Origin of the sequence: Bradyrhizobium sp. CCBAU 45389 (assembly GCF_028128625.1) — a bacterium.
GTDB lineage: Bacteria > Pseudomonadota > Alphaproteobacteria > Rhizobiales > Xanthobacteraceae > Bradyrhizobium > Bradyrhizobium liaoningense_B.
In genome coordinates this window covers 451208-477393 of record NZ_LBIY01000002.1, presented here as the reverse complement: position 1 = coordinate 477393, position 26186 = coordinate 451208, and the positions used below count along the sequence as shown (strand labels likewise).

Sequence of the window (26186 nt, the reverse complement as noted above, 5' to 3'; positions counted from 1 at the left end):
TCAGCGCCTCGCCAACAGGCCCTGCGGCCGGATCGCCAGCACCAGCACCATGATCAGGAAGGTCACGACGATGGCATAGGTCGGGATGTAGACCGAGCCGAGCTGCTCGGCGAGGCCGATGATCAGCGCGCCGAGTGCCGCACCGGGAATCGAGCCCATGCCGCCGACGATCACGACCACGAGGGAGGCCAGCAGGAAGCGGATGTCCTCGCCCGGCGACAATGACTGGAACGTTCCGCCGACCACGCCGGCTATACCGGCAAGTCCCGCGCCGAAGGCGAACACCAGCACGAAGACGAGCTGGATGCGCACACCGGTCGCGGCCAGGATATCGCGGTCGTCGACGCCGGCGCGGATGATCATGCCGATCCGGGTGCGGTTGAGCGCGAGCCACATCGCCACGCCGATGACCACGGAGGCGGCAAGGATCACGAGCCGGACCAGCGGGTATCGGAGATAGACCGGCTCGCCCGAGGATTTCACCGCCGTGACCAGCGGCAGGTCCACGGGTCCGATCAGCCAACTCGGGGTCTGGATCTGGTAGAAATCGCCGCCGCAGGCCCAGAGCATGAGGTCGGCAAACACGATCGACAGACCGATCGTCACCATGGTCTGCCTGAGGTCCTGGCCTTCCATGCGCCGGAACACGATCACCTGGAGCAGGACGCCGACCAGGGCGGTCAGGATGAAGGCGACGATGAAGCTGAGCAGCCAGGATCCGGTCGATGTGCTGATGGCGTAGCCGACATAGCCGCCGAACAGATAGAGCGAGCCATGTGCGAGGTTGACGTTGCGCATCAGGCCGAAGATCAACGTGAAGCCGCTGGCGACGAGGAAGTAGAGGCCCCCGAGCGTGATGCCGTTGAAGACGGCGTTGAGGAAGACGCGCTTGCGCCCGATCGCCTCCTCCAGGCCCGGCGGCCAGACCGCGAAGACCAGCCAGAGCGCGACGGCAATGGCAATGATGGTGATCAGCGCCCAAGCGGGATGGCGTTCGATGAAACGGCTCATATGCGCGGTCCGCTCGTCCGGGCGCCACGCCGAAGGTTCGTTGAATGCAGGTCGGACAGCCCTATAGCGGCTGCAGGCCTTGCCATGGACGTGCGCTCCCGTCGGTCGCGATCATCTCGGGATCGCGTTGCCCACATCCTAGCCGGGCGGCGAGGGCGACGTTTGATCGTGAGTATCTTTTCGTGCAGCTGTCAGGCGCGCAAAACCTTGGCTGCGCGACGATAATCGGTCGGGGCCATCCCGACATTGGCGGCGAAGAAGCGGGTGAAACCGCTCTGCGAGGAGAAGCCGAGATCGAAGCCGATGTCGGCGATCGGCGTCTCGCTGGCCACCAGCGCTTCGAGCGCTTGTTCCATGATCAGCGTGTTGAGATAGAGGTTGGGCGTCACCCCGGTCTGGACGCGGAACAGCCGGTAGAAATGCGGCCGCGACAGACCGGATTCACGCGCAATGGCGTCGAGCTCGATCTCAGCGCCGGGGCTCTCGGACATCATCTTGATACACTTGCGCACGCGAAAGTCGGTCACGGAGCCACCTGCGCGCGGGTCCCGCGCGATCTCGGCCTGCTGCCAGCTTTCATCGTAGCAGATGTCGATCAGCCTCCGCAGCTCGCAATCGAGACTCGAGAGCGATGGTGCGCCGCACACGAGCGCGGCGGTCCGCCTGATGTGCTTGTCGAGTGCGGGCGTGCGCCTGAACTGGGTCCGGCCGAAACGCATGCGGTCAGTGCCCGAAGCGTCGGGCGTAAACCATTCGGCATTGACGTAGAGCACGAAGAAGATGGCGCCGCCATCGAGGTCGGTCGGCAGGAAGTTGTGCGGCTCCCAGGGATTGACGGCGACAACGGAGGATTCGTTGAGATCGTAATGTCCGTCGCAAACATCGATGCATGCCGGCATGCCGCCGACATGGAAGATCAGATGACCTTCACGATGGGCGTGGATATTGAAAGGGCGGTTCAACTGATAAACCGTCGCCCGGCCGAACCTGCCGTGGAAGACGGCGAGCGCACGGCTCATGCCTTCCCCTCCCGAATGTTCTTCTTTTCAGCCAGCGTTCAACAACCCCGCCGAGATTGCAAGAGCGGAGAGCGACCGCGTCAGCTGGTCGCTCCCCCGTCGCTTCTTGACGATGTAATGCGTCAGTACTTCTTACATTCCGGCACGGTGCGGCTCGGCAGGCCGATCTTCGAGAACACGGCCGGGTCATAGCCGAGCGTCTGGTTGACGTTCGGGATCACCTTCACGACCTTGCTGAACAGCGCGCCTTTGCCGTCATCGACGACCTCGGTGACGAAGTTGGTGCCGATCGCCTGGCGGTTGGAGTCGAGCTTGATCTTGCCGTTCGGCGCGTCGAGCTCGATTTTCGCCAGTGCTTCCCTGAACTTCGCCTGGTTGTTGGAGAGATCGCCGTTGACCTGGCGTAACGCGAGGATCAGCGCCATGGTTGAGTCATAGTAGTTGGTCGCCAGCAGCGACGGGCTCGGGAAGCGCTTGTTGGGCGGGAAGGCGTCCTGGTAGGCCTTCACGAACTTCTGCCAGCCCGGGTCCTCCCAGGTGTCGGCCTGGCCGCTCGCCGCGATGGTGCCGATCAGCGCATTCTTGGCGTTCCCCTTCGACGACAGGATGGTCTGGTCGATCATGATGGAACCGCCCATCAGATGCGCCTTGCCGCCGGCCTGCTGATACTGGTTGAGGAAGTTGACGGCATCCGCCCCGCCAAGGCCGAGATAGATGGCATCGACGTCGTCGGGCAGGGCGGCGATGACCGAGGCGAAGTCCTTGGTGCCGAGCGGCACCCATTGCCTGTTGGTGACCTGTCCGCCGGCGCCGCAGAACTCAAGCACCAGCCCGAACACCTGGGTGTAGATGAAGGAATAGTCCTCGCCGACGGTTGCGATCTTGCGATACTTCTTCTCGTCATAGGCGTATTTGCCGAGGCCCACCTGCCACTGTGCGCCGTCCATGTTGTAGCGGAAGAAGTTCGGGGCAGGGTCGACATAGGTGGTTTCCTGCGCGCCGGATGCCGCGTTGATGAAGGTCAGCTCGGGGTGGGTCTTCGCGAAGTTCTTCACCGCGATGCCCTCGTCGCCGGAGAGGGGCGACAGCAGGATCTGCACCTTGTCCTGCTCGATCAGCTTACGGACCGCGCGCACCGCGGAGTCCGGCGTCGCGTCGGTCGAGGCGACGATGAATTCGAGCTCCTTGTCGCCGATCTTCTTGCCGAGCACGTTGAGCGCCGTCTGGTGGCCGCGCATGCCGTCCTCGCCGAGCACCGTGTAGGTGCCTTCGAGGGTCGCGGTCACGCCCACCTTGATCTTTTCCTGGGCGATCGCTGCACCTGAAAGAAACAGGCTGCTCAGCGCGAGCAGACCAACACTGCATTTCAACATTGTGCTCCTCCCTGTGTCGTCGACTTATTGCCGCACCGAATTGGCGCGACGCCCGTGGCCTCTCGAGCGGCCCGCGGCTTTGTGGGGAAGCTAGCCGAAGTCGGATGCGGTGCATGCGCGGACGCCTCGTTCGGCTTGACTGGCAGTCTCATTTTTGAATGTTGCGGCGCAAATGGTTTCGCGGTGCAGCAGTCCCATACGAGGCTCTGGGCCAGTGTCCGATGGATGCCGTCCACAAGCCGGTGACATCTCAGCCCACGACCAGTCTTCACAGGCGCTGATCCGCTGACGGCGAAAGGCCTTCAACCAAGAGGAGGCCTTCAGCTCGTTGAAAGGAACGATGTCCTGCGGGGCGCGTGCTCGCGCTGCGCAAGCTGACCAAGGCTCGGCCACTACCTGATGTCGTACATCTGTCTCCTTTGATTGAATTCGTCGGCGCCGAATAACCCGGTCCATGGTTGGCCCAGTGATGATGGTCACAGCCGACGATATCGACCTGCGCTATGGCTGCGACTGAAAATCCACTGGTCGAGCAGGAGAGACCTGTGTCAGTCGAACTCAGCAGCACGGACTGGAGGCCATTAGCGGCGGTACATTCAGTCTAGGGTTAGCGTTCCTGCCCTCGATATTGACGAAGACAAGTAAGCCGCCATCGCCAATCGCTCCCTCCGATCCGTCGACGAGCAGCACGCATAAGAGCGCGTCGTTCGATCCTGTTGGTGTTCGGTTCTGATCCCTGCGCGACGAAAACTTGGACCGCAAAACAACGTGCGTGGACCTGCCGGCCTGAGGTACCTCATAATGGTTGCGCACGAGCGGGGAGTGCGACAAGGCGACATCTTCCCGGGCTTCGATTGAGGCCAGAATATGTTGAGGAGAGGGAGCCAAATATCCATCAACCAGTGCGAGTGATGCAGATGCGCGAACTTGCTGAAGCGGAATATTGGAAGACGTTTGAACTCTCGCCGTCCCCCATCGAGCCGTCGTGGATCATCGAAGGTCGGCCGGAAGCTCGTTCGCACCTTCTGTCGAAGAGCGCGTTCAAGACCTGGTGGACGATGATTTGGTCCTGCACCCAAGGCAAGTTCAACTGGCATTACTATTTCGACGAGACCGTCGTGATCCTCGAAGGATCAATCATGCTCGAGGTCGATGGTGCACCGCCGACGCGTTATGGTGCCGGCGACGTGATCTTGTTCCGCACCGGTTCGCGTGCCAAGTGGCACGTCGAGGATTGTGTGAAGAAGGTCGCCTTCTGCCGGCGGACTCCGCTGGGCCTTGTCATGCGTGCCGCCAGCAAGCTCAAGTCACCGATGCTCGGCCAGCCTGCGGCGTCGCGACTTACTTGACGGGATGCAGCGAATTGGAACGCTCTTGGAACGGGAGTCGATTGCGTTCCGACCTCGCCCCATCCATCAATCCGATTTCACCCGACCGATGTCGTCGTCGATCGCCGCCACATAGTTTACGTGCAGAGTGATCGGAACCTTCGATCCGTCCAGAACCAGACGGAGGCTTCTCGGATAAAATCCGCCGCCAATGACGCGTCCGGTTTTTCCAGCCAAGCGAGCACCAGCTTCAGGTTTGACCTGAACGCGTGAGCCCGGGGGAAACCCGAGATTGGTGCAGGCTGATTCCGGCATGGCTTTCTCAGCAGCGAATGAGACAATGCTCGCCCCGCGAATTTCAGATGAAATGCTCTTAGGCGCCGCGATGGCGGCCGACGTCACTGCCACTACTTACCTGTCACGGCTTGACGTAGGTCCAACCCATCTCCTGCAATTCCATCACGCGCACGACGCCCGATTTCACGATCTCCGCCTGACGCACAATCGGTATGTCCTTATTCTCGGCCTTCTTCATTTTCTCCTGGGTGTTGCCGCAGGCCTTGAACGAAACCTCAGGCGTGCTCAGGGCCATTTCCTCGATGCGCGCTCTTACCGGCGACGTGTCGTCACGCAGCATATGTAGCCCGGGCCCAAATGTGACGACCTCGATCTTCACCTTCTCGCCGGCGTCCTTGTAGTATTGCGCCACGTTCATCGCGTTGTTGAGCGCGAGATTCATCGCCGGGGCGTCATTGGTATTTACCTGCAGGATCAAATGATGTTCTCTTTCCTTCGGCGCCGCCGAATTCTTCATATGGGCAAACGCGTCCTGCTTTCGCTTTGCCGGCTTCGCCACGTGTTGTCTTGCGTGCGCCCTATGCTGGACTTGTTGCCCGTCTGCCGGCGTCCAGTATCTTCCGCCTTGCTCCGCGGCCGCAAACGATGCAGAAGCCAGAACTGTAATCGCCGCCACCGCGAACACCTTGGCAGTATGTTGGAACGTCATCATTATCCGCCTCCATCGAGAAAATCGTTTTGCATGTCATCAATGACTCGGTGTCGCGAGCGCGCGCGGCCATTTGCATGCCGCTGCTATCTTCGCACGCGCTTCGTCCAACCCAGCGAGGGAGAACGATCCGTCATGGGCGGCGCCGCCCCGTCGCGAGAACAGGACAATGAGGTCCCCGCTGTCTGGAAGCGACTGCACCAAGCGAACAACTTCCCCCGTAAACGCAACGCCGGGCCCGAAGGTAGGGACGGCTGCCCCGATTTGTATCGCCGGGTTATCATTGATGCGGTAAAAAATTGCATCGTCACCGCCCCCACGGGAGATGCCTGGTCCCGTAAGCACCAATTCGGTCCGCCCGCTGCGGCAGCGAATCGACAATTGCATCGCGGACTCGCCGGCTCCGCCGCGTGAGGATGTCGTGGCAGTCGCGATCGGAGAGTAGTCAATCGGCGAGGTCGTCTGGCTGACGACCCAGCCGTCTTCGGGGGATTGACGATGCTGAGGCGCGACGGTGCGAGTCAGTTTGTCCAGACATTCGAGGCGCTCGGCGTGTTGCCTCTGAAGGCAGGAGCGCAGTTGCCTCATCGAATCCTGCGCCGACGCTACGCCGCCGGTAGCCGCGAGCGCCAGGAGAAGCAGGGTCGCGGCCCGGTTCATTGTGATGCTTGTGTTGCGCGGTGCTGACGATCCAGCCACGCCTGCGCCGCAGGGACGCGGGTGAGACCCGGAACTGTCGCAGCAAGGTTGATGGACTTCCATTTCGGGTCGAAACCGGGCGCCTGCAGCCTGTCGATCCGGGAGAACAGGTGGTCGATGAAACGAGAGACGCGCTCGGAACGGTTTGAGTTGATCGGCCAATTGAAGGCGACCAGTGCGGTCGGCACGGCGATCGTCGAAACCCGTTCGCCCGGCTTGATCAGATTGGGATAGTCGGCTTCGCCGAGGGAGGCGGGGAGATAGTAGTCCTCGAATCTGCCGTCATAGGGGAGGGACAGGAACTTGTAACCCGGCTCCCAGCGGCCCCGCACGAAGGCATCCACCGGCTTCGATGTAATGAAGACAACCGCTGCAATCTCGCCCTTGCGCATCTGCTCGAGCGCGATCTGGTGCGGGATGAACGTCTTTTCCACCTCGAGCTTGAGGCGGCTGAAGATCAGCGGGCCCGAATAGGCCGCAGCGGTGCCTTGCGTATTGAAGTTGACCTTCTTGCCGGAAAGATCGCTCAAGCTCTGGATCTCCGGTCGAACGAAGATATGCAGCTCGGACGGGAACAGATTCAGGACATATGCAATTCGTCGCTGGATGTCCGGCACCTGGCTTTTGTATTCCTCGAGCGCGTCGGAATTGATGATTGCCGCATCGATGCCGCGTAGATAGAGCAGGGAATTCACGTTTTCAGTGGCTCCGCGAGTGACGACCGGCAGAACGTGCAGGTTATCCCCGTCGTCGACCACACGCGCGATCTCCGCCGCCAGCCGTATCGGTGCGCCCTCGAGCAGGCCTCCGGCCAGGCCAACAGTCCAGGCGTTCATGGAGAGCACCTCAGGTCTCGGCTGCGAAGGCGCGGGGCGAACCGGCCGAGCATTGTGGGACTGCGAATTCAACGGCCGCGCATCCGCCCAGGGCTGAACGGCCATGAGCGATGATGCGAACGCCGCAAGCAAGGCCAACCGGCGGAATCCTATGAACCCTTTCATCGACGAACTCCTTTACGCACGCTGCATCCGCTTTGGGCTTTCTATCGGCGCAACGCTTCGTATCGCGCTTTTGCTTCCTTGATTCCCCCGGCTTCGGCTCGCGCATAAAGATCTCGCGCTTTGGTGGAATCCCCTTGCGTTCCGTACGTTCCGAAATTCGGCAGGATCAGCGGATCGTAGGTTTCCGCGAGCGCGAAGCTTGCTTTCGCGCTCCCCATCTCAGCGGCGCGCTCCAGCACGATCCGAGCCGAGCCGATGTCTCCCTGTTCAAGTAGTGCGCTTGCGCGCGCGACCAATTTTTCCGCTTGCGCGCTGTCGTTGGACTGGACCTGAGCATTGCTCTGGCCACGCGCTGCTATGGCCTTGTCTGGGACAGGTCGGGCTCCGACCGATTTATGTGGGATGGGCTTGTCCTGGACGGGTCCGTCTTGCACAGGCCGGTTTTGGATTGGCCGGGTCGGCGCCGACGGCGGTTCCTCGCGTACAGCCCTGCCGGTGGTAGCCGGCGGAGGCGCAGCAGAGGGAGAGTTCCCCACAAGCGCGCCGTTATCTCGACGCGCCAATGCGAGATCCCTTTCTAATTCCTCGGCGCGCTCGCGCTCACGCTGCAACAAGCTCCGCAGCTCGGTCGATTCGCGTTCTCGGGCCTGCCTGATCCGTGCGACGTCCTCGCTCGCCTTGGACGCTCGTTCGGTCTGCGCGTCGAGTTCGCGGCTTGCTTTTGCAAAGTCCCGGGCCAGCTGTTCAGCCCGCTCGCGCTCCTGCTGCTGCGCTTGCTCCAACGAGGCCGTATTGCTCGCCGCCGTCTGTCTGAGCTGTGCCGCTTCCTCGCTGGCTTTGGCGGCTTGCGCTTCGTATGCGTAAATCTTGCTGCGAGCGATCGAGAGATCCTGCGCCAGCGCATCAGCTCTCTCTTGCTCCTTCTGGATCGATTGCTTCTGGTCTGCGGCTTCGGCTTTTGCCGCTCGCGTCAGTCTGCCGACCTCGTCACTCGCCCTTGCAGCCAGCGCGGCCTGCTCATCGATATCTCGGTGCGCGGCCACCAGCGCTTGCTCCAGCTGCCCGGTCCGATCGCGCTCTTGTTGCAGGGAATTCTGCAGCTCCGCCGTGCCGTCCCTTTCGGCCGCTTTCAGCAAGGACGAGCCGTCGCTGGCTCTCGCCGACGGCGCGGTTTGCACCTGGTATGCATAAATTGCGCTCCGTGTCAGGGATAGGTCTTGTGCGAGAGTTTCGGCCCGGTCACGCTCGTTCCGCATCGACTGCCTCAAGTCCGCGGCACTGGCTTCCGCTGCCTGCTTCTGCTGCAGAAGGTCCTCGTTAGCCTTTGTCGCCAGCGCAGCCTGGGACTCGACGTGTTGCCGCTCGGCTGCAAGATCCTGCTCCAGCCGGACCGAGCGCTCGCGCTCCTGCCGCAGCGATTTCTCTAACTCCGCGGCACTGCTTTCTCCTGCCCGCTTCAGCCGGGACGCTTCCTCACCTGCCTTCGTCGCCAGCGCGGTCTGGGTTTCGACATCGTGCCGGGCGGCCGCGAGATCCTGCGCCAGCCACTCGGCTCGATCGTGCTCCTGCTCCAGGCGTTGCAGCAATGCGATGTCGCGCCTTGCAAGGGCGAGTTCGCATGACAGGGACTCTGGCCAGTCGCGTTGCTGTTTAGGGGGCTGCTGCAGCGCTCCTGTGTCGCCAGTCGTCGCTTGCGCAACCTGTATCGATTTGTCACTGCCGCCCCGGCCCGGCAGCAACCTCTTGAACTCGTCAGAACCGAGATCGTGGACAGCCAGTTGCCCGTCTGCGCGGTGTCGCGCCTGGTCCCGGGAAGCCTCCGCCTCCGACGCCCATGTCATAGCGAGCATGACCGCTGCCATCCACAGGTGCGCGCATGGTCCCCGCGTGAGGGAGTTCTTCATTTCCTCGTTGAGCACGACCGTGCGAGCCATCTGCAATCACCTGTCGCGCGGAGATACGATATCTCTCAGATGCCTTCAGACGCCTCATTATGCGCTTCATCTTTACGCGAATCATATAGCTCGCATGGAGGACCCTCCCCACCACTTTTGGGTTAGAGTACGGATTGTGCCCGAGCCGTGAACAATGAGATGGCCGCAGCGGGCTGGATCCTAGGGCCGTCCAGCCCCGCGCCTGCGAGTAGCGCCTTCACGGATCGCCATTGCATTGTCCTCAATCGTGAGGAAAGCAGAAGCTATTGTTGCTAACAAACAGCGATTAACAACTGCCATGGATAGGTACTCCCAGTGCGGATGCACCTATGCGACCGCTATTCTAAATTGTATGTCGAGTGTCCGAAGATGTTTCGCATCTAATCGGCCATGTGCTGATCCAGAGCGAGCGCGCAAGCCCGCATCGCCGAGCCGGTGCAGAAGGCCAGTTCCGGATTTTGGTTCGGTGTCCCATCCATTTGGAGTACTCTCCTTTCGTCCACGCACGTCAGGAATCCTGCACTCATATGTCAAGAGCAAGTGGTAATCATGGACCTGGCGTTCTACCGCTCAGGGGTGCCGGTTGCGCCGAGTGAAGGGAGCATGTTCTTGAAATCGAGTCTCAGAAATGAAGAGCCCCGGCAGGGGCTGCCAATCGAGGCCCTTTAGTGGCTATTACCGCTATCCTTCGGCTTGTCGCGTGGCTCCTCGCAGCGGCCGTCACATTTGCAACGCTTGGACCTCAGGACGCTCGGCCTCGTCCCTTTCTCGGACAGCACGGCGATCACGCGCTCGCCTTCCTTCTGGTCGGGATCGCCTTCGGCCTTGCCTATCCGCAGCGGCGCTGGACTGCTTCAGCGCTCGCCGTTGTCCTGATCGGCCTGCTTGAGATCATGCAACTATGGGTACCGGGACGGCACGCGAGGTTTGAGGATTTTATGGTCGATGCGCTTTCGACCTGCGCCGGCTTCGCGCTTTCCGCAGCGGCCAGCCGGATGATGGCGCAATTGATCCACGATCCCGACGCGGTGAGGCGCCAGCGTCCTTAGCGAGCGCACTGATCTGACTTGCAGCGGAAGATGCGCGAGCTGACCGCGAGACGGAGCGCACCATCAATCGAGCTCAGTGCATTGGTGCACGGACAGCCCGCCGCCGCTTGTGTCGTTGCCGCGGATCGTCAAACTTTAGCTCGGCGACCAGTCGCCAAAGCTGAACCTCGTGACCATCCGCCAACCGCCCGGCCCGCTCGGTTGCGGACGCGTCGTCCGGGCAGTGGAGGTTGACCACGCTCCCCAATTGGCCGTGTTCGTCCAAAACAAATGCACGATAGTGTGGCATCGCAAATCCCCACGCGACCGCATCTTACCTGCCGCCTCGCTCTCCGGTTTGGAGATTATGGAGCATTGCGAGCTACCTCTGATGGGCGGTGTGCTCGCCCCGAACCCGCTCGGCGTCGCCCGTTCGAATAGCTGAGGCGCACGCACTCATCCGTGACGGTGGAAATGCCTGGACAGCTCCGGTCTTTGAAAGTGCGCTACCATGGTAACCGTCGGGGTTCTGCAATTGCCAACGCCAATGGTCCGCACACATCTGCTCCAACGATCGGGTCGACTTCCAGCCCAAGGCCTCCATCGCAAAGGTCGGGTCGGCATAGCAGGCGGCGACATCGCCAGCCCGACGCTCCCTGATTTCATAGGGAACTGAACGCCCGCTCGCTGCTTCAAATGTACGAACGATGTCCAGAACGCTGCTGCCGTTCCCCGTGCCAAGATTGACCGTGAGCACACCAGGCTGTCTCAGGTTGCGCAAGGCGCTCAAGTGCCCGGATGCGAGATCGACCACATGAATGAAGTCGCGGACTCCGGTGCCATCAGGCGTGTCATAGTCGTTTCCCCAGATCTGCAGCTTCTCCCTCCGTCCAATCGCCACCTGCGCCACAAACGGGAGCAGGTTGTTGGGAAGGCCCAGCGGGTCTTCTCCGACCAGCCCGCTTTCGTGTGCTCCAACCGGATTGAAGTAGCGCAGATTGGCGATCCGCCAATCGTCGTCGGACCTGCAGAGATCCTTCAGCATCTCTTCGATAACGAGCTTTGTGCGGCCATACGGATTGGTCGGACAGAGGGGATGCTTCTCGTCGAGTGGCAAGTATTTAGGTATTCCGTAAACGGTCGCGGACGAGCTGAATACAAGTGTCTTTACATTCGCCCTCTTCATTGCCGATACGAGCCGCATCGTTCCCAGAACGTTGTTCTCGTAATAGTTCAGGGGACGTACGTTGGAATCACCCACGGCCTTCAGCCCTGCAAGGTGAATGACCGCGGTCACTCCGCAGGAACTAAGTATGTCGTGAATCGCCTCTTCATGGCGGATATCTGCGTGTCGAAAGACGAGCGAACGCCCGCAAATGGACTGCACCCGCTCGAGCGAAGTCTGGCTGCTGTTGGAGAGATTGTCGAGCGCGACGACGTCGAACCCGGCGTCCAGCAATGCGATACAGACGTGGGACCCGATGTAGCCGGTACCTCCAGTCACCAAGATCATCTCGGACAGCTTCCGCATTCGCTCAACTGGCCTCCGTGGATGCGACACCACATTAATCGGAAGTCGCGTCCACGGGGCGTGGAGATTCTGGGCCTTATGAGCTACCTCTACTGGACTGCATCGCGGGTGATGCAGCCGGGAACGGACCATCGGGCGCTCATGACCGTTGCATCATCCATTTCCAGGCGTCGCGGATGAGGTTTGGACCGCCAACGTAGGATAGCGTCGCAAAATGCTATCTCCCGCTACGGAACTGCGACGGCTGTTGTTACCTCTGCCCGATGCGCACCGAATCGCCAGCGTTCTCATCGGTCCGGCTTGTCCCTGATGGAATGTCTGAACTGCCTATCCTTCGGGGAGGGACGGGAGGACCATCCTGGTATCGGAGGGTGACCTCGACGGCGTCACCCGGCTGCAGTTCGGCATCTTCGCTTGCGATGATCCGTTCCTGTCCCTTATCGCCCTTCCTGATGATGGCAATCTCCGCGTGGTTGCCGGTTCCTCGCACGAGTTGTGATCGAACCATCGCAGTGTACTGAAGTTTCTCGCCGACGCTCTGCAGCTTCTCGCGAATTTGATTGAGCTTCACGCTGGTATCTTGCAGCTCGCGGAGCAAGTCGAGCCTCCGCTGGTCGTCTAGCTTTGCCAGCTTCCTGACGAACTCGTCCTGCTGCTTCTTGACTTGCAGCAGTTGCGCAGAGGTTTGCAGCTTCCGGGTTGATGACAGCAGCACGGCGCGACGCGCATCCGTAACGCGAGGGCTGATCAAGGAACCCTTGCCGAAGAGCTCGGTCGTTTTCTGCAGGTCATCAAGATCTGCTTGAAGTCCCTCCTCATCCTTCTTCTGCTGCTCTGACAGCACGCGGACCTCGTCGTCTCCCTGCCTAATGCCGCGCTGAAGATACGTCTTTTCCTGCTGATAATCACTCTGCTTGGTCTTCAGATATTCCGTTTCTGCATTAACGATGTCCGAAATCGCCGATCGAGCTAAGGGCGCGTCCATCAGAGCGCCTGAACTGATCTGGGCTGCCTCTCCAAGTTCGGTCTTGATGCGCCACATACGCGCTTGTTCTTTGGCCAGCTCTGTCCAAAGCGAACCATACTCGCCTCTCAGGTCCGCTGCCTCGAGATACGGGTTGTTCATTTTGACGCGCATGATGTCGTAGCCGCCTGCCACGGCGACGAGCTGGCGTGCGGTAATAGACGGACGATAAGGGTACTCACCCGGCTTCGATACATCCCCATTTACGTATATGGGCTTGTATTCCGCGATGATCGTCGTGACCTCGCCTGCGTCGATCACGACGACCGTCTCACGGCCATCGGACGTCCGCTGTCGAAATACCTTGCGCGCAAGTGCAGCCCCGATTTTGGCTCGGATCTGTGGTAAGGGCAGGCCGGCCACCGGAAGCGTTCCAACCAGAGGCAACGAAATATTCCCGTCCATTTGAACGGGAGCACGATGCCGCAGCTCCGGCACGCCCGCCACCGCAACCTCCAGCACATCTCCGATGCTTACCAGATATTCCGCCTTTGCTTGAGTGACGGAAATTGTCAGGCCAATAGCCACCAAGGCCCATTTGATGCAACGACCCAGGTCGCTGCCATCGACGTCGACATGGAAGCTATTGCGCAGTCTGGAGTTCGGCATGGGGTCATTCCCTGTACGAACGTAGTCACCGAAGTGAAAGTCTTTCAAATTTGTTCGCGGACAACCGTCCGAGTAGTCTCCCGACAGGCGATCAGCGAAATTACGTTCCGTTCTCTCATTGACGCCGAACCACTCGGTGCCTTCTTCCGCTCAGTTCGATTGAACGGTTCTCTATCATACTCATCGAACCCATTGGGACGGGCGCTTCCATTGCTGCCCGAATCTAATCCCGCGCGGTCGCGGCTCAATCGACCATCGTAGTTACCCACTTATTGCCCGTTTTGCCGGCCTCCGCCAAACTTCCGGCACATCCGGTCCATGGCGGCACGGCGATCGCAGGCCGTTGGAAGGGGCAGATTGGCCGCTCTATTACTATTGGCAGCAGGTGCCGAGTTCCTACTCGTAGCCGGTGCGGAACATGGGCGCGCAGATGACGATCGTTTAAGAACAGTACGGCCATCGCGGACGAACGCTTCACCGCCGACGATCACGCCGGCGCCAGGATCCACCGAGCGCAGGCACCGCTGGTGAAAACGCTCGAACCGAGCTGCAAGCTATTCTGGTACGGAAGCGCGATACTCACGGCGCCACATCTCGACCATCATGAGCTGAAATAAGCGGCGACTTCCGCGCTCCGTCGACCGAAGGCTTGACAGGAGGCGCGCCAAAAATCGCTTTTCAAAAAGTGGCGAGCCGGTCGCGATGAGATCGTCCACGAGCGGCCGCCAAGGTCCCTGGAACCATTCATGCAGAGGGATCGAGAAACCCTGCTTTCGGTGACTATCAAAGTCGGGAGGTAGCCAACGCTGCGCAAGAGCACGCAAGATGATCTTTCTTCGAGCATTCTGGACTTTGAATCTTCCGGGCAATCGCCCAAAAGCAAACTCGACGATTCGATGATCCAGGAGCGGCGCGCGCACCTCCAGGGATGTGAGCATGCTGGCCCGATCGACTTTGACGAGAATGTCATCCGGCAAGTAGCTGCGAAACTCGGCGGCACAAATCGCATCTATGCCACCGCAGACTGTTTCCAATCCAGCGCGGCGAAGTTCCGGGGTAACCGACACAGGCCGGCCGGTCAGTCGCGACCTCGTAATCGGATCAAGTAGTCGCGTCAGCACTGTTTGTGGCTCATTGCAGCTGAGTAGCCCCATGATCGCGTTGCGTCCTTCGATTCCCAACGGTATCGATTTTGCGGCGAGTGCCTCCAATCCGAGCCGATGCAGACCAAACTGCCGTAGTTGCGCGATCTTCAGAAGCCAAGGATGATGAATGTAGCCACCGAAGAGTTCATCGCCGCCATCGCCTCCTAGGGCGACAGCGCATTCCTTTCGAATTGCGCGACTCACCAGATAGGTGGGAAGCAACGAGTTGTCAGCGATAGGCTCGTCATATTGACGGATGAGCGAAGGCAGGAGCTCGCCCGAGCCCGGCTCAGCGACGAGTTCAGTATGGTTTGAACCGAGATAATCAGCGACCCGACGCGCGTGGCGCGACTCGTCGAAGCTCGGATAGCCTGGAAAGGCGACGTTGAAAGTGCGAACAGCCCGCCCCGAACTCCTGACGGCCGCGGCAGCCACGAGGCTCGAATCAAGACCACCGCTCAGCATGATGCCGATCGGCACATCAGCGATAAGCTGGCAGCGCACGCTCTGCGTCAGCAGGACCTCGAGATCGCTCGTGAGCTCTTGCAAATCGCTCTGCGCGGTGTTGGTGGCACGTATCGGTAGGTCCCAGTATCTGCTGATCTGCAGTCGATCCAGATCGGGTTCGTAAGTCAGCCAATGCCCCGGCGGTAGTTTTGCGAATCCGTCGAAGATGCAAAGTGACCCGGAAACGTAACCATACGCCAAGTAATCGTCGAGCGCCTCGCGATTGATGCTCCGTGGGATGTTCGGATCAACGAGAATAGCTTTCAGCTCGGACGCGAAAGCGAACCGGCCATTCTTGTGCAAATAGAATAAAGGCTTTTCGCCGGCCCGATCGCGAGTAACGAACAGGCGTCGTTTGGCGCCGTCCCAGATCGCGAGCGCGAACATTCCGACCAAACGATCGAGACACGCGGGGCCCCACGTTCGATACGCGGCGATCACGACCTCGGTATCGCTTGTGCTGCGAAAACTATTGCCGCGCGCCTGAAGTTCGGCTCGAACTTCCTGAAAATTGTAAATCTCACCATTAAAGACAATTGTTATCTGGCCATCGTCCGAGCTCATTGGCTGATGACCGAGAGGGCTGAGATCGATTATGGCTAAGCGCCGATGACCTAAGCCTACCCGCCGATCAGGACTGAGCCAGGTACCAGCGTCGTCCGGGCCGCGGTGTGCGAGTGCATCGCACATGCTTTGCACCAATTGAAAGCTAACCGGCTTCTCGGCCTCGACTATGCCGGCAATTCCGCACATGGTTGCCCGATCGTTTTTCTATGCGAAAAGAAAGATACGCGAAACATTGCAAGTTACAGAGCAGGTTACAAAGGAGGGGCGCTCTTCGTCAAATCTCCAGGGGTTAACGAGCGGACAAAATCAATCACTGCATCCGCGCGCTTGGGGCTGCATCAGACGGTACACCGTAGAAGACGCCCCGTCCGTCGGTCCCGATGTACACGCGGCCCCAGACCTGCCGGTCGCCCGCCATGGCCCCGGCTCCGTTTACGAGATCGCTCATTTGGTACTGGCTGTCGTTGATGAGAATCCAGTTGGTCCCCATGTCGTCGGACCTAAAGACCCCCTTCGTATTTTCCACTGTCCCGTAGAGAAAGACCGTCGGGACTTTCGACCCGTTCGGGGGCGCTCCGAAGCTGAACATGAAGGCGTACTGCACGTTGGCGACCTTGGCGAAGGTCTCACCTGCGTTCGACGAACGATAAAGGCCCGAGGCACCGTTGCTCATCCAAACCTCCCCGCTCATTCCTGGGGCGGCCTCTACGACCTGCTGTCGCCAGCCCGACGGCGGAATAGTTGAGACGCTCTCGAATGTCGCCGCACCATCGGTCGAGCGGTAGAAATGCCCGTTGTTGTAGTCGTACAGGTAGAACTTGCTTCCATCTGTGCGGTCCGCGGCCAGTGGTTTGTTCTTGCTCCAGTAGTTCTTTCCTTCGACGGCGGCCGATGGCGCTCCAACCGACTGCGTCCACGAGGCGCCCAGGTCGGTCGAGTAGTAGGGAACGCTTCCTTTCGGCAGCCATACGATCCGCCGTGACGTGGCCGAAACCGCCACTCGGCCGTCTAAGTTTCCGTTTGGGTTGGATGGAAAAGCCGTGAAGGTCTTCGCATTGTCGACGGAATAGCCACCGGCCGGCGAGGTGTCTCCAGGATGTCCCACCCGCACGACGAAGTTTGGATCCGCCTCCTCGAAATCGATTCCTGTGGAGTTGCCGAAGGGGGTATATCCGAACTCGTTGGGCGGTGGCGTGGTGAGAGAGGCATTTCTGAACCCGATATGGTCAGCCACAGCCGAGAGCAGGGGAGCGCCCTGGGGCGGGGACTTGACGTCGAAGACGACCATCTCTTCCAGCCCATTTACGTAGCTCTGCCAAATTTGGCGCTTGGCGGTAATGTCGTCGGTGCGCCACACCCCACCGGTGTCCGTGAACCAGACCCGCTTCGGATCGGCAGGATCAATTACCATCGCCGACGGCCCATCGGCGAACTCGCTGTTGGGCAGCCACGGAACCGAAGAAGTGGCGCTCACGTTCCAAAAGGTCCAACTGGCGCCGCCGTTCGTGGAGCGGTACCAGCCGTAGTGGCTCTCCATCGTCACCAGGACGTTCGGATTGGTCGGGTCAACGCTGATGGCCGAAAAGTTGCGCCTCCGCTGAGGCGGCGAGATATTGGTCCAGGCCCCCCCGGAAAATTTCGCGACGCCGTCGTCGTGGGTCACGTAGAAGGTTCCATCAGAGGCGATGGCTTGGCGGTGAGGGGCAACTGGGCTGCCGGCCATGACGGCCCACGATAGCCCTGCGTCCATGCTGCGATAGACTCCGTGGCCACGTACAGCGGCATAGATTGTTGCAGAAGGCGACCCCGCCCTGCCTGTCGTGCGATCGATGGCCACGAAGGTGATCCCGACTCCCGCCGTGCCGGTGGGAAAACTCTCGACCCGCTGCCAACTTGCTGCGGCGTTGGTGCTTTTCCACAAACCAGCGTTGCGCGAACCAAAGTAAAGGACGTTGCCGTCGTTCGGATCTACAATCAGCCGCTCCCCGTTGAGCGCGCCGGGGCCATCGTTGCCGTGCATCACGACGTTCAGATTAGTGCGCTCCCATGTCTTGCCTTGATCCGTGGACTTAAGCACATCCCACGGTCCGTCGCGCCACCAACTGAACATCCCGGCAGCGAAGTAGACGTTGTTCGGGTTCGATGGGTCGATAGCGATGCTCTCTCCGCCGAATAGATTCTGGTGCGAGAGCGGGAGCCAGTCGAGCAACGGAATCCACCGCTGGTTGGCAGCATCCCACCGGTAACATCCGCCGACATCGGTGCGGATGTAGAGCAAGTTGGGGGCCGATGGATGTGCGACGATTCCGGTGACGTACCCACCGCCGCCCCACTTCACGTTTGTCCAGACGTATGACTCGCTCTTGACAACGCCTGCATGCCCGGCGGCGAAGCTCAAAGCGGCCAACAGCATTCCTAGACACGTTCGACGAATGAACCATGCGCTCCAGGCACTCTTTGCCAGGGGTACGTGTCTTCCGGCCCGCTCGCCAGCGCTCCGCATCATGAACGGACCGCATCGCCTCGTGCGAATCGTCGTCGCTCGTATGGCTGTTGCATCCGGTCGTTGTTCTTCCATACACCCTCCGTCTGCAATGAACTTCAAATACTACGATTGGCTCGCTTTTGACAACGCCCGCAGGTCCGACCTCGCCCTCAGCTCATATCGCGCGCGAGATAACCCGTAAGAGTTATTGCGATAACCATAATCCAGGACACACTTGCTGGTGAATCGGTTCTCTTCAATGCCGCGGGGCGTGTATGTCGACGAAGCTGAGGCCTGACTATGCGGCGATCCAGCGGCGCCGGAAGGATACACGGTCGCCCGAGCGTCTGATCGCGCACTACGAACTCGAACGGAGGCTCGCGGATCGGCTGCGGGCCGCCGGGCGCGATGAACGTTCCCGATTATATACGGAGGTCTATTCAGAACTGTTCAACAGCCTGCCGGATCATCCGCAAAAAACCGCCATGAGCTCGCGGACGGATTGGATCGTAAAGCAGGTCAGGCTCCTCAAACCTCTGGTGCGGCGCGGCGACGTGTACCTGGAGGTCGGCTGCGGTGACGCCTTGCTGCCATTCGCGCTGGCCGGCTTCGTCCGGGAAGTGCTGGGCCTCGATGTCACAGACGCCCTGGTGGATTTCGTCGCCGCTCCGGCTGGCTTCCGCTTCTTGAAGACGGACGGGGTCGAGATCCCGCTCGCTGAAAACTCCGTCGATCTGGCGCACTCGGACCAGCTTATGGAGCATCTGCACGTCGAGGATGCCGAAGCCCAGCTCCGGGAGATCCACCGGGTGCTTAGGCCCGGCGGGCACTATGTGTGCAAGACCCCGAGTAGGCTCACGGGGCCGCACGATATCTCGGTGTTCTTCGACGAGGTGGCGACCGGCATGCACATGCGGGAATACGACTATGGCTCAGTGCGCTCCCTAATGCTTCAGGCCGGCTTCCGGTCGGTCGAGTTCGCCCTCGTGGTCTCCGGATATCGGCTTGTCACGCCACCCTACCCGATACTACGCGGCGTCGAACGGGCTCTGCAGCAATTTCCGGCCCGATTGCGGTGCAATGTCTTGGCGCGCTGCCTGATGGGCATCACTGCAATCGCCATCAAGTAGCAGCACCGGAGTTCAGGGCGCGTCACGTCCGCCGCTCACGAAGGAGAGATATGACCGACCGATGCATGTTCGTGAGCACAAACCCAAGCAGCATGGTCATCACAAAGACCGAGGACTTCACGAAGAGGCGGAGAAAGACGGATGTGTCCAGCCCGGAGCAGAGGACGTGGACGACGAGCACACCGACTGCGACCACAACGATGACTTTACAAATCCGATCGAGCCGTATCATTTGCGCGATGCTGGCCCCCAGTGCTTTGGAAACCATGTTCAAGGCCCAGCACTCCCAAAGAACAAGGCTTGTGGTGCTTCCTGCTACCACGCCGGCAAGTCCGAAAAACTGGAGACCAAGAATGCTCAAAGCAATCGATAGCAGAAGAGATATTGCGCCGATTATTGCGGCCCGCCGACCGAATCCAAATACCTGAAGGAGATGGCCCGCCGCGAAGACGGTAGCCATCTGTCCCAGGAGATAGATGCGCATGAGCGGCACCGCCCCCAGATACTCGCGCGTATATATGAGTTCGACGAGCTCGTTTGCGGTCGAGATCAGCAACCCGAGAACTGGGGGCAGCATCATTCCCAGTACGAGGTATCCCTTCTGTATCAGGGCGAGGGCGTCATCGAGTTTGCCTGCGCCAACCAAGGAACTGATCTTGGGTAGAAGAGCATCATTGAGAGGCTGGCGGGTCAACGTTCCGACCAACAGAACCGTCGACGCAATCGAGATAAGTGCAAAGGCCGTGTTCGAGAAGTTCGTCGCCACGACCCATTGGTCCGCCTGCACGCGCAAAAGGAAAAACCCCTGGGCGACAGCAAAGGGCAACGAATAATTCAATTGCAAACGCACGAGCTGCCTGTCGAATGCGAGTCCCGTTTCCTGCGCGGCAAACAGAGCATAGGCGAGTGCTATCCCGACCTTCGCCATGGCCGCGCCGCACATGGCAACCAGAACCCAGGTCACGTCGCCCGACGCGACTGCCGCACCTGCCAATGCCGCCGCCCTGAGTGCCGCAAAGCCGACCGTTGCGCAGGCCTGCCACTCCGATTTTCCATCCGCGTTCGGCAATACGTCGAGAATCGATGCCAATATCCAGGTGCCAACGAAAATCTGCACGAGCGGCGAGTAGCGCTGCAAGCCGGCGATCGAACCAGGCAAGACGGGCATCAGCACCAAAAGCAAGAGAACCGAAAGACCGCCGAGTGCGAACAGGCTCAGGAGCGTATTCCCCACCAGCTTCGGCCGAGTCCCGGGGGCAGCGCGCGGCAGGAAATAAATCAGGGACTGCGGCAGGAAGAGGGGAAACAGGATCAACCCTGTCGAAGCAATCAACCACATCAGGCGGTAGTCCCCAAACTCCTGCTGGGTCAGGTGGCGGACCAGGATGACCGGCAGCGCCATTTGCATGGCATACTCGAATAGCCCTGCGGTAGCCAGAAAACTGGCCTTGCGGCGAATCCCTGACGTCATGCCGTGCGCGCCTCCCTCCATGCGGCCTCGTCCAGCAGGCTGTCGTGCTTCCAGCGCATCGGTCATAAGGAAATGAGGCCATGCACGCGCTGACGCGCATGCATGGCATCCCTCCTGTGTCGATCGCCGCCGATCAGGAGCCTCATCGCCACACCGGTTTGCTCGACGCCTGTCGTTCCGTCCTTCGGCGAATCGCTTTTTCGATTGCTGCGACATAGGGCTTCAGCACCACGTGATCGCAATGCATCCGGTCCATGTAGCTTCTGCATCGCTCGGACGCCTTTCGCCATTCTGTTTCATCGGCAATCAAGTGGTCGGCAACGTAAGCCATCTCATCGATGGACTGGGGTGAGGCACCCAGGCCTTCGCGCTTGATGAGTCCATCGGGATCGAAAAATGATATTACCGGAACGCCGCGACGCCAGGACTGAAGAAAGGAATTGGGAAAACCCTCCGTGTGCGAGGTATTGACGAAAATCTTGGCGCGGTCATAGAGGTCACCGACGTCGTGATAAGGCACACGACCGCAAAACGTCAGGTTCGGCAGTCGCTTCGCAGCAGACTCGATCTTGCTGTACAGGTCGGAATAACCCGGTTGTGGACCGCCAACCATGTGGATATGCCGGGAAGGCATGCGGCGCGCCAACTCGATGGCGAGCTCGGGGCGCTTGAAGTCACGCAGGTTGTTAACCCAAAGAATTTCCAAGTCGCGTTGATCACGATCCAGCTGCCGATCCGGGGGATCCACCAGCATGTCAGCGACCACGCTCGTCAGTCCGTAATTTTCCAAGAGGGCGCGTTGCTGACCGGCGTGTTGACAAAGGACACTATCAGCCCTCCTCAATCCGTATTCGTAAAGCTTTTTGTCTCGTGTGTAGCGTATCAGCAACTTCTCAGGATCGGCATCCGCGTCATGTGCCAATCGGTGGACGAGGCCACATCCATGCCGGCGGCAGAACATCGCGACCAAGCCGACACTCATGGTGGCACAACTGGTGTAGTAGACGTCGGCATCGGCCCGCATCAACGCCGCCCACGTTGCGGTCCAGCGGGGATAAACAAAACGAAGTACCGGAAGGCCCGCATCCGCACGATAGGTTTTGTAGGTCGTGACGTCGTGCCAGGCCGCTGCGTCGGATTGACCGTAATCGCCGACGACCATGGAAACCTGGTATCCACGAGCAACGAGTGCTTTCGCGAGCAGCGTCTGTTGGACCTCTTCTCCTCCAATACCTTGGTGATTGTATTCAGGGGCAAGGACCGGGAGGTTTTGAAAACCGACGAAACACACCTTCATGGCTGCGTTCTTTTGGTCGAACAGATTGATTGGGCCTGCCCGAGTGCGAGCCCATAACACAGCCAAAGGGCTACCTGCGGGTAGGTCGGTACAAATCGGTCATCCGTCAATCCCTGGACGGCGAGGCACATCAGGCAAACAACGCCCCCTTCGAAAACCCCGCGCCATAGGGGATCACCATGGTTCTTCGCGAGGCGTCTGAACATGGCCCAAGCCGACCAGAAGAAGGCTGCGACGACTGCGACACCCACCATCCCCATATCAAGGAGAACGCCGAGATAGGCATTATGGGGGTGTCCGACCGGAAGCATTTCTCCGCGGAGATTGGGAGTGGCCCACATGGTCGAACCGAGGCCATGCCCGAGGATGGGCGCTTCCCAGAACGTTGGCAATAGTGGGCGCCAGATCATGTCGGGGCGACCGGCCGTGATTGCATGAGTATCCTCTGTGGCGAAACCTGTCGTCGCTCGTTCGACGAATGCGCCGGGCAATAACAAGGTGACACCGACGATGATCGACAGCGCAAGAACGATCTGGCCTGTTCGGCGCCGGGTGATCAGATAATGTCCAACGATGATGGCAAGGCCGATAAAGGCGCCTCGAGAAAAGGTCAGCGCCGCCATCGCGGCGGCGGCGATGGCGCATGCAAAAAGCGTCAGGCGCGGAATCGGTCGGGCGGTGGCCGCCGCCGTGTAGAGCAGGATCGCAAACCCCAAATTCGCCATGAGGCCGATCTCATTGGCGTGCATTCCGGTCCAACTGAGAAAACCGCGCTCTCCTGCGGACGCGAGACTTTCAAGGCTGATGCCGTTGCCAACGAGGTCGGCCACGACGAGCATGAAGAAGGTAACAAGGGCCCCTGCGAGCGCCCAGATCAGAGATTGCCCACCTCCATTTCGCGAGACCACAGCCGCCATCCAAGCCACGAAAAGGATAATCATCGGCTTAGCGAAATTGTCGAGGATGTATGTCTTCACGGTTAAAGGCTCCTCGCCTGGAATCGTGATCGCTTGCTCTGCCGACGCGGAGCCGCTGTAGGCGGCGAGTGCAATCAGTGCGACATAAACCAGTAGTGCCGGCGGCAGGTGGGGGAATCGAACGGCCTCTCGGAGCGAAGCCAAGCACAACGACGAGAACGTGAGCACGAGCAGGCAATTTTCCGAATTGAATCCGGTGACCTCGAATACCTGACGCGGAACCATTTGGGTTGACGCGAAGGGTAACAGTAACACTAACAGCCAGACTCCATTCCGGTAGTTGGCAAGAACCACCGCCGCGGCAATCGGCAACGAATAAAGAAAAAAGGGAATCGTTCCCCCGACCATTGCCGTCAATCCGCCCCCGATCGCGGCAAATATCCCGATGAGAATCAAGAATAAAGTGTCGGCTCGCAACGGTGAGACGGAGCTGGAATTCGAGAAGGAGCCGTTCATCTATCGATGGCCATGTTGTCGAATGACGTTTTGCGTGCCGTCATCGTCCGCGACATCACGGATGATGCCGCGAGGAGATCGTGAGCGCAGCTGATGTCATTCGTGACCAGATTGAGATAGTGCGCGAGATTCGCCGTCTCATGCTTCATATGCAAGCGTCTGATGCTGCGTGAACTCTGCGAATTGGGGGTAATCCTTTCGACTGCTCCGACACGTGCTCCTGGAGGCGGGCAAGATCGCCGCCTGCGTGCGCGCGGACCAGCGCGCCAGCAATGCCCTTTCGAGACCAGGGCAGCGCCCAGTCTTCAATGCAGAATCTCTTTCGGGCCACAGGCGCTTGCTGGCTTCGCGGCCACCCTCCAGCGAGGTTGCACATCTTCGGCCTCGATCGCCGTTCGACCTTTCCGCAACACAATGCCTGATCCGCGGTGCCGCCATGCAGGAGACGATACCATTCCACTGCGCAACGCCAATTTGCCGTCCCAATGTTAGATCCGACGGGGCGCGCGGGAGGCCGAGTGACGACCGATTGAACGCGACCTATCGGGTCAGGCGTCTCGATTGCGGCGCGCCCCCCCGCTACAGGCGAAAGCGAAACAGGTCGCTGGACCCGTAATTGTCACGAAGTTCGGATAGATATCGCCGAGCCGCCACTCCAAGTCGGTATGAGACCGATTCTGAATCTGGGAAAGCATCCGGCTGTTCGTGATAAACACAGCGTATATCCGCCGTTCTGCCGGGCGGGATATCGACGATCAGTCTAAGACATCCGTCCATGTATTCGTGCGCGACGATCTCCTGGTTGACTGTAACATTGTTCAAGGAGGCGACCTGTGGTTCTTCCTTCATAACTCGGATCCGTCGCGTCATCGCCTCCTTATTTTCGATGCGGAGTTGTTCAGCAAACATCCTTATTTTGCTCGTTCCGCCGCTGGCTTTAATGCTGTAGCTGCGGCAAACGGCGTCCCCGAGAGTCCGCCAACAGAGTTTCCACCGCAAGGATGCAAGCTGTCGGAGGAACTCCGCCAGTTCGCTGCCATGGCCCCGGAAAATGTCGTGATGCCCGGCGATGAAGCACGGCTTGCCCAGGATTCCGTCAAATGCGAAGTTTTCAATGCCGTGGTGAATGTACCGCCGGGTAAAGATCGAGAATCCCCCATACCGCACGATGGCGACACTCCACAGGTCGGCAAGTGTCGTTTCGTTCGACGCGTCATCGGCTGGTGCGACTTCCGTGTTCACTGCCGCGACGAAACCGTTTCGTTTAAGAGCCGACGCTGCCTCCGGCGAGAATGCCCCTTGCGGGAAAACCATCACGTTTTCATGGTCAAGCGCGGTCTTGTTGAGAAGGGACTGCATCCGACACTTCGCGGTCTTCAGTTTTCTGTCGAGGAGTTCGGCTGAACGGGCTGCAAATTCACCACGGGTGTGATCGCAGCCGTGCACACAAACGGATAGTTTTCCGCTATTTTTCCGAAAGGCGGCAACGGTGTCGCGATTTGTTCGTTGCCAGTTCCATGGAATGAAGGCGATGGTCGTCGCGAACTTCTGCTTGTCGGCCAAGTGCAGTAGCTCGCCAAAATCGAGAAGGCCGTACCGTGGCCTCAGGGGTGGATCGTCGATGATCAGGCACGCGTTTGTTTCGGAGGTGGTCCAGCAGATGGCGCGGAACGACCACTTCAGATACATCACGACTGGCACCGCACCGGCGAAACGCTTCTTCACGTCAAAATAAGTCGCAGCCCGTTCGCGAATGTCCACCATCGTCAGTGACGCGTCGGCAAAAAAGCGCACGCCGGAATGAGCAAATCCGGCGAACAGATGTCCCTCAGGCGCCGCGGCGATGCTCTGCAATCCGGCACCATCCCGGATGACAAGCGCCGCATCCGCGGCGCCGGGCTGCAGTTGGATCTGCAGGGCCGACATAGGGCCGCACATGTCTGGAAAAGCATCAGTGACGGACACGGTTATCGGCCACGCGTCGATGCCGCGGATATCCGCCTCCGGGTCTCCAGTGATCTGGCGCAGCAGAGCCCTGCAGGGGTCCCCAGGTTGAAATCCATAGACGAACACTGAAGCGGCTGCCGCCAACCAGGCCGGAAACGTTCCGGCCTTGCAGGGCTGCAAGATTTCGGCGAGCCAGTGCGCGGAAGTCAGGATGGAGAACTGCGGATGACTTGCCGTCAGCGAGGCTACCTTGTCCCCGTTCGCCTCGCTGACTGTCAGCGCCGTCCATGGAATTCCGAAAAAATCGAGGATTTCCGCTAGATTGCAATCCTCGGGCGATGGGGTGTCGTCGCTGCGGAGCAGGAGCGCGATCGAAGAACCCGTGTCCATGGCGTGGGCGCTCCTCCCTGGTTGTCGCATCATCCCTCGGCAAGGCCAGCGGACATCCTGCGGATCGTCCGCGACCTTGAGACTGTGCTCCTCTTTGGGGAGTCCTATACCAAAGATCGCCAGGTTTCCACCGAAGGACGCCGGCGCAATGGTTCTGTCGGCCAACATATCTGCGATGGGCGATGCGGGGGCAGCTTGTCGCAATCGGCGCGGACTCTGCGCTGAAAACCCATGGAGTGATAAGGCGTTAG

General features: G+C 59.9%; 18 protein-coding genes. 3 read left to right on the top strand and 15 right to left on the bottom strand.

The window, feature by feature from the left end; all coding sequences use genetic code 11:
• From XH79_RS02115 to XH79_RS02105, 3 genes are all read right to left on the bottom strand, one after another.
• On the bottom strand, window positions 1–1011 hold the full coding sequence (locus XH79_RS02115) for a branched-chain amino acid ABC transporter permease (RefSeq protein ID WP_212338414.1): 1011 nt from the start codon (window positions 1009–1011) through the stop codon (window positions 1–3).
• Window positions 1012–1202: 191 nt separating this feature from the next.
• On the bottom strand, window positions 1203–2030 hold the full coding sequence (locus tag XH79_RS02110; protein ID WP_271580459.1) for a helix-turn-helix domain-containing protein: 828 nt from the start codon (window positions 2028–2030) through the stop codon (window positions 1203–1205).
• Window positions 2031–2152: 122 nt separating this feature from the next.
• On the bottom strand, window positions 2153–3403 hold the full coding sequence (locus tag XH79_RS02105; protein WP_212338416.1) for an ABC transporter substrate-binding protein: 1251 nt from the start codon (window positions 3401–3403) through the stop codon (window positions 2153–2155).
• A 917-nt stretch (window positions 3404–4320) separates the two neighbouring features.
• On the opposite strand from XH79_RS02105, the gene XH79_RS02100 reads away from it, so the two are divergent.
• The gene (locus tag XH79_RS02100) at window positions 4321–4752 is read left to right on the top strand and encodes a cupin domain-containing protein (RefSeq protein WP_271580458.1); all 432 of its coding nucleotides are present in this window, start codon (window positions 4321–4323) and stop codon (window positions 4750–4752) included.
• A 66-nt stretch (window positions 4753–4818) separates the two neighbouring features.
• Here the strand turns inward: XH79_RS02100 and XH79_RS02095 are convergent, their stop codons facing one another.
• The 4 genes from XH79_RS02095 to XH79_RS02080 form a co-directional block, all read right to left on the bottom strand.
• Window positions 4819–5133 (bottom strand): hypothetical protein, encoded by a 315-nt coding sequence (locus tag XH79_RS02095; protein WP_271580457.1) that lies wholly within the window; start codon window positions 5131–5133, stop codon window positions 4819–4821.
• A gap of 16 nt (window positions 5134–5149) precedes the next feature.
• Window positions 5150–5740 carry a DsrE family protein gene (locus XH79_RS02090; protein ID WP_271580456.1) on the bottom strand — a complete coding sequence of 197 codons (591 nt, stop codon included), beginning with the start codon at window positions 5738–5740 and terminating at the stop codon, window positions 5150–5152.
• Window positions 5741–6393: 653 nt separating this feature from the next.
• The gene (locus XH79_RS02085; protein ID WP_271580455.1) at window positions 6394–7437 is read right to left on the bottom strand and encodes a TAXI family TRAP transporter solute-binding subunit; all 1044 of its coding nucleotides are present in this window, start codon (window positions 7435–7437) and stop codon (window positions 6394–6396) included.
• Between the two features lie 41 nt (window positions 7438–7478).
• Window positions 7479–9371 (bottom strand): hypothetical protein, encoded by a 1893-nt coding sequence (locus tag XH79_RS02080; protein ID WP_271580454.1) that lies wholly within the window; start codon window positions 9369–9371, stop codon window positions 7479–7481.
• Window positions 9372–10045: 674 nt separating this feature from the next.
• Here XH79_RS02080 and XH79_RS02075 point away from each other — a divergent pair.
• Entirely contained in the window at window positions 10046–10420 is a 375-nt protein-coding gene (locus XH79_RS02075) for a VanZ family protein (RefSeq protein ID WP_212339954.1), read from the top strand.
• Window positions 10421–10781: 361 nt separating this feature from the next.
• On the opposite strand, the gene galE is transcribed toward XH79_RS02075, so the two are convergent.
• The 4 genes from galE to XH79_RS02055 all read right to left on the bottom strand — a co-directional run bounded on the left by galE (window position 10782) and on the right by XH79_RS02055 (window position 18195).
• Complete coding sequence (gene galE / locus XH79_RS02070; protein WP_245003573.1) at window positions 10782–11912, bottom strand: UDP-glucose 4-epimerase GalE; 1131 nt, start codon at window positions 11910–11912, stop codon at window positions 10782–10784.
• A gap of 268 nt (window positions 11913–12180) precedes the next feature.
• On the bottom strand, window positions 12181–13563 hold the full coding sequence (locus XH79_RS02065; RefSeq protein WP_271580453.1) for a polysaccharide biosynthesis/export family protein: 1383 nt from the start codon (window positions 13561–13563) through the stop codon (window positions 12181–12183).
• 554 nt (window positions 13564–14117) lie between these two features.
• Entirely contained in the window at window positions 14118–15968 is a 1851-nt protein-coding gene (gene asnB / locus XH79_RS02060; protein ID WP_271580452.1) for an asparagine synthase (glutamine-hydrolyzing), read from the bottom strand.
• A gap of 124 nt (window positions 15969–16092) precedes the next feature.
• A complete protein-coding gene (locus tag XH79_RS02055) occupies window positions 16093–18195 on the bottom strand; it encodes a WD40/YVTN/BNR-like repeat-containing protein (RefSeq protein WP_271580451.1) in 2103 nt (700 codons plus the stop codon).
• A gap of 347 nt (window positions 18196–18542) precedes the next feature.
• Between XH79_RS02055 and XH79_RS02050 the strand changes: the two genes are divergently transcribed.
• Window positions 18543–19397 (top strand): class I SAM-dependent methyltransferase, encoded by an 855-nt coding sequence (locus tag XH79_RS02050; protein WP_271580450.1) that lies wholly within the window; start codon window positions 18543–18545, stop codon window positions 19395–19397.
• A 22-nt stretch (window positions 19398–19419) separates the two neighbouring features.
• Here the strand turns inward: XH79_RS02050 and XH79_RS02045 are convergent, their stop codons facing one another.
• The 4 genes from XH79_RS02045 to XH79_RS02030 form a co-directional block, all read right to left on the bottom strand.
• Window positions 19420–20934: a lipopolysaccharide biosynthesis protein gene (locus XH79_RS02045; protein ID WP_271580449.1), complete on the bottom strand. Its 1515-nt coding sequence runs from the start codon at window positions 20932–20934 to the stop codon at window positions 19420–19422.
• Between the two features lie 76 nt (window positions 20935–21010).
• Entirely contained in the window at window positions 21011–22165 is a 1155-nt protein-coding gene (locus XH79_RS02040) for a glycosyltransferase family 4 protein (RefSeq protein WP_271580448.1), read from the bottom strand.
• Window positions 22162–23598: an O-antigen ligase family protein gene (locus XH79_RS02035; protein ID WP_271580447.1), complete on the bottom strand. Its 1437-nt coding sequence runs from the start codon at window positions 23596–23598 to the stop codon at window positions 22162–22164. Before XH79_RS02035 ends, XH79_RS02040 begins: the two co-directional genes overlap by 4 nt.
• 579 nt (window positions 23599–24177) lie before the next feature.
• Window positions 24178–25935 (bottom strand): hypothetical protein, encoded by a 1758-nt coding sequence (locus XH79_RS02030; protein ID WP_271580446.1) that lies wholly within the window; start codon window positions 25933–25935, stop codon window positions 24178–24180.
• Between the last annotated feature and the right edge of the window lie 251 nt (window positions 25936–26186).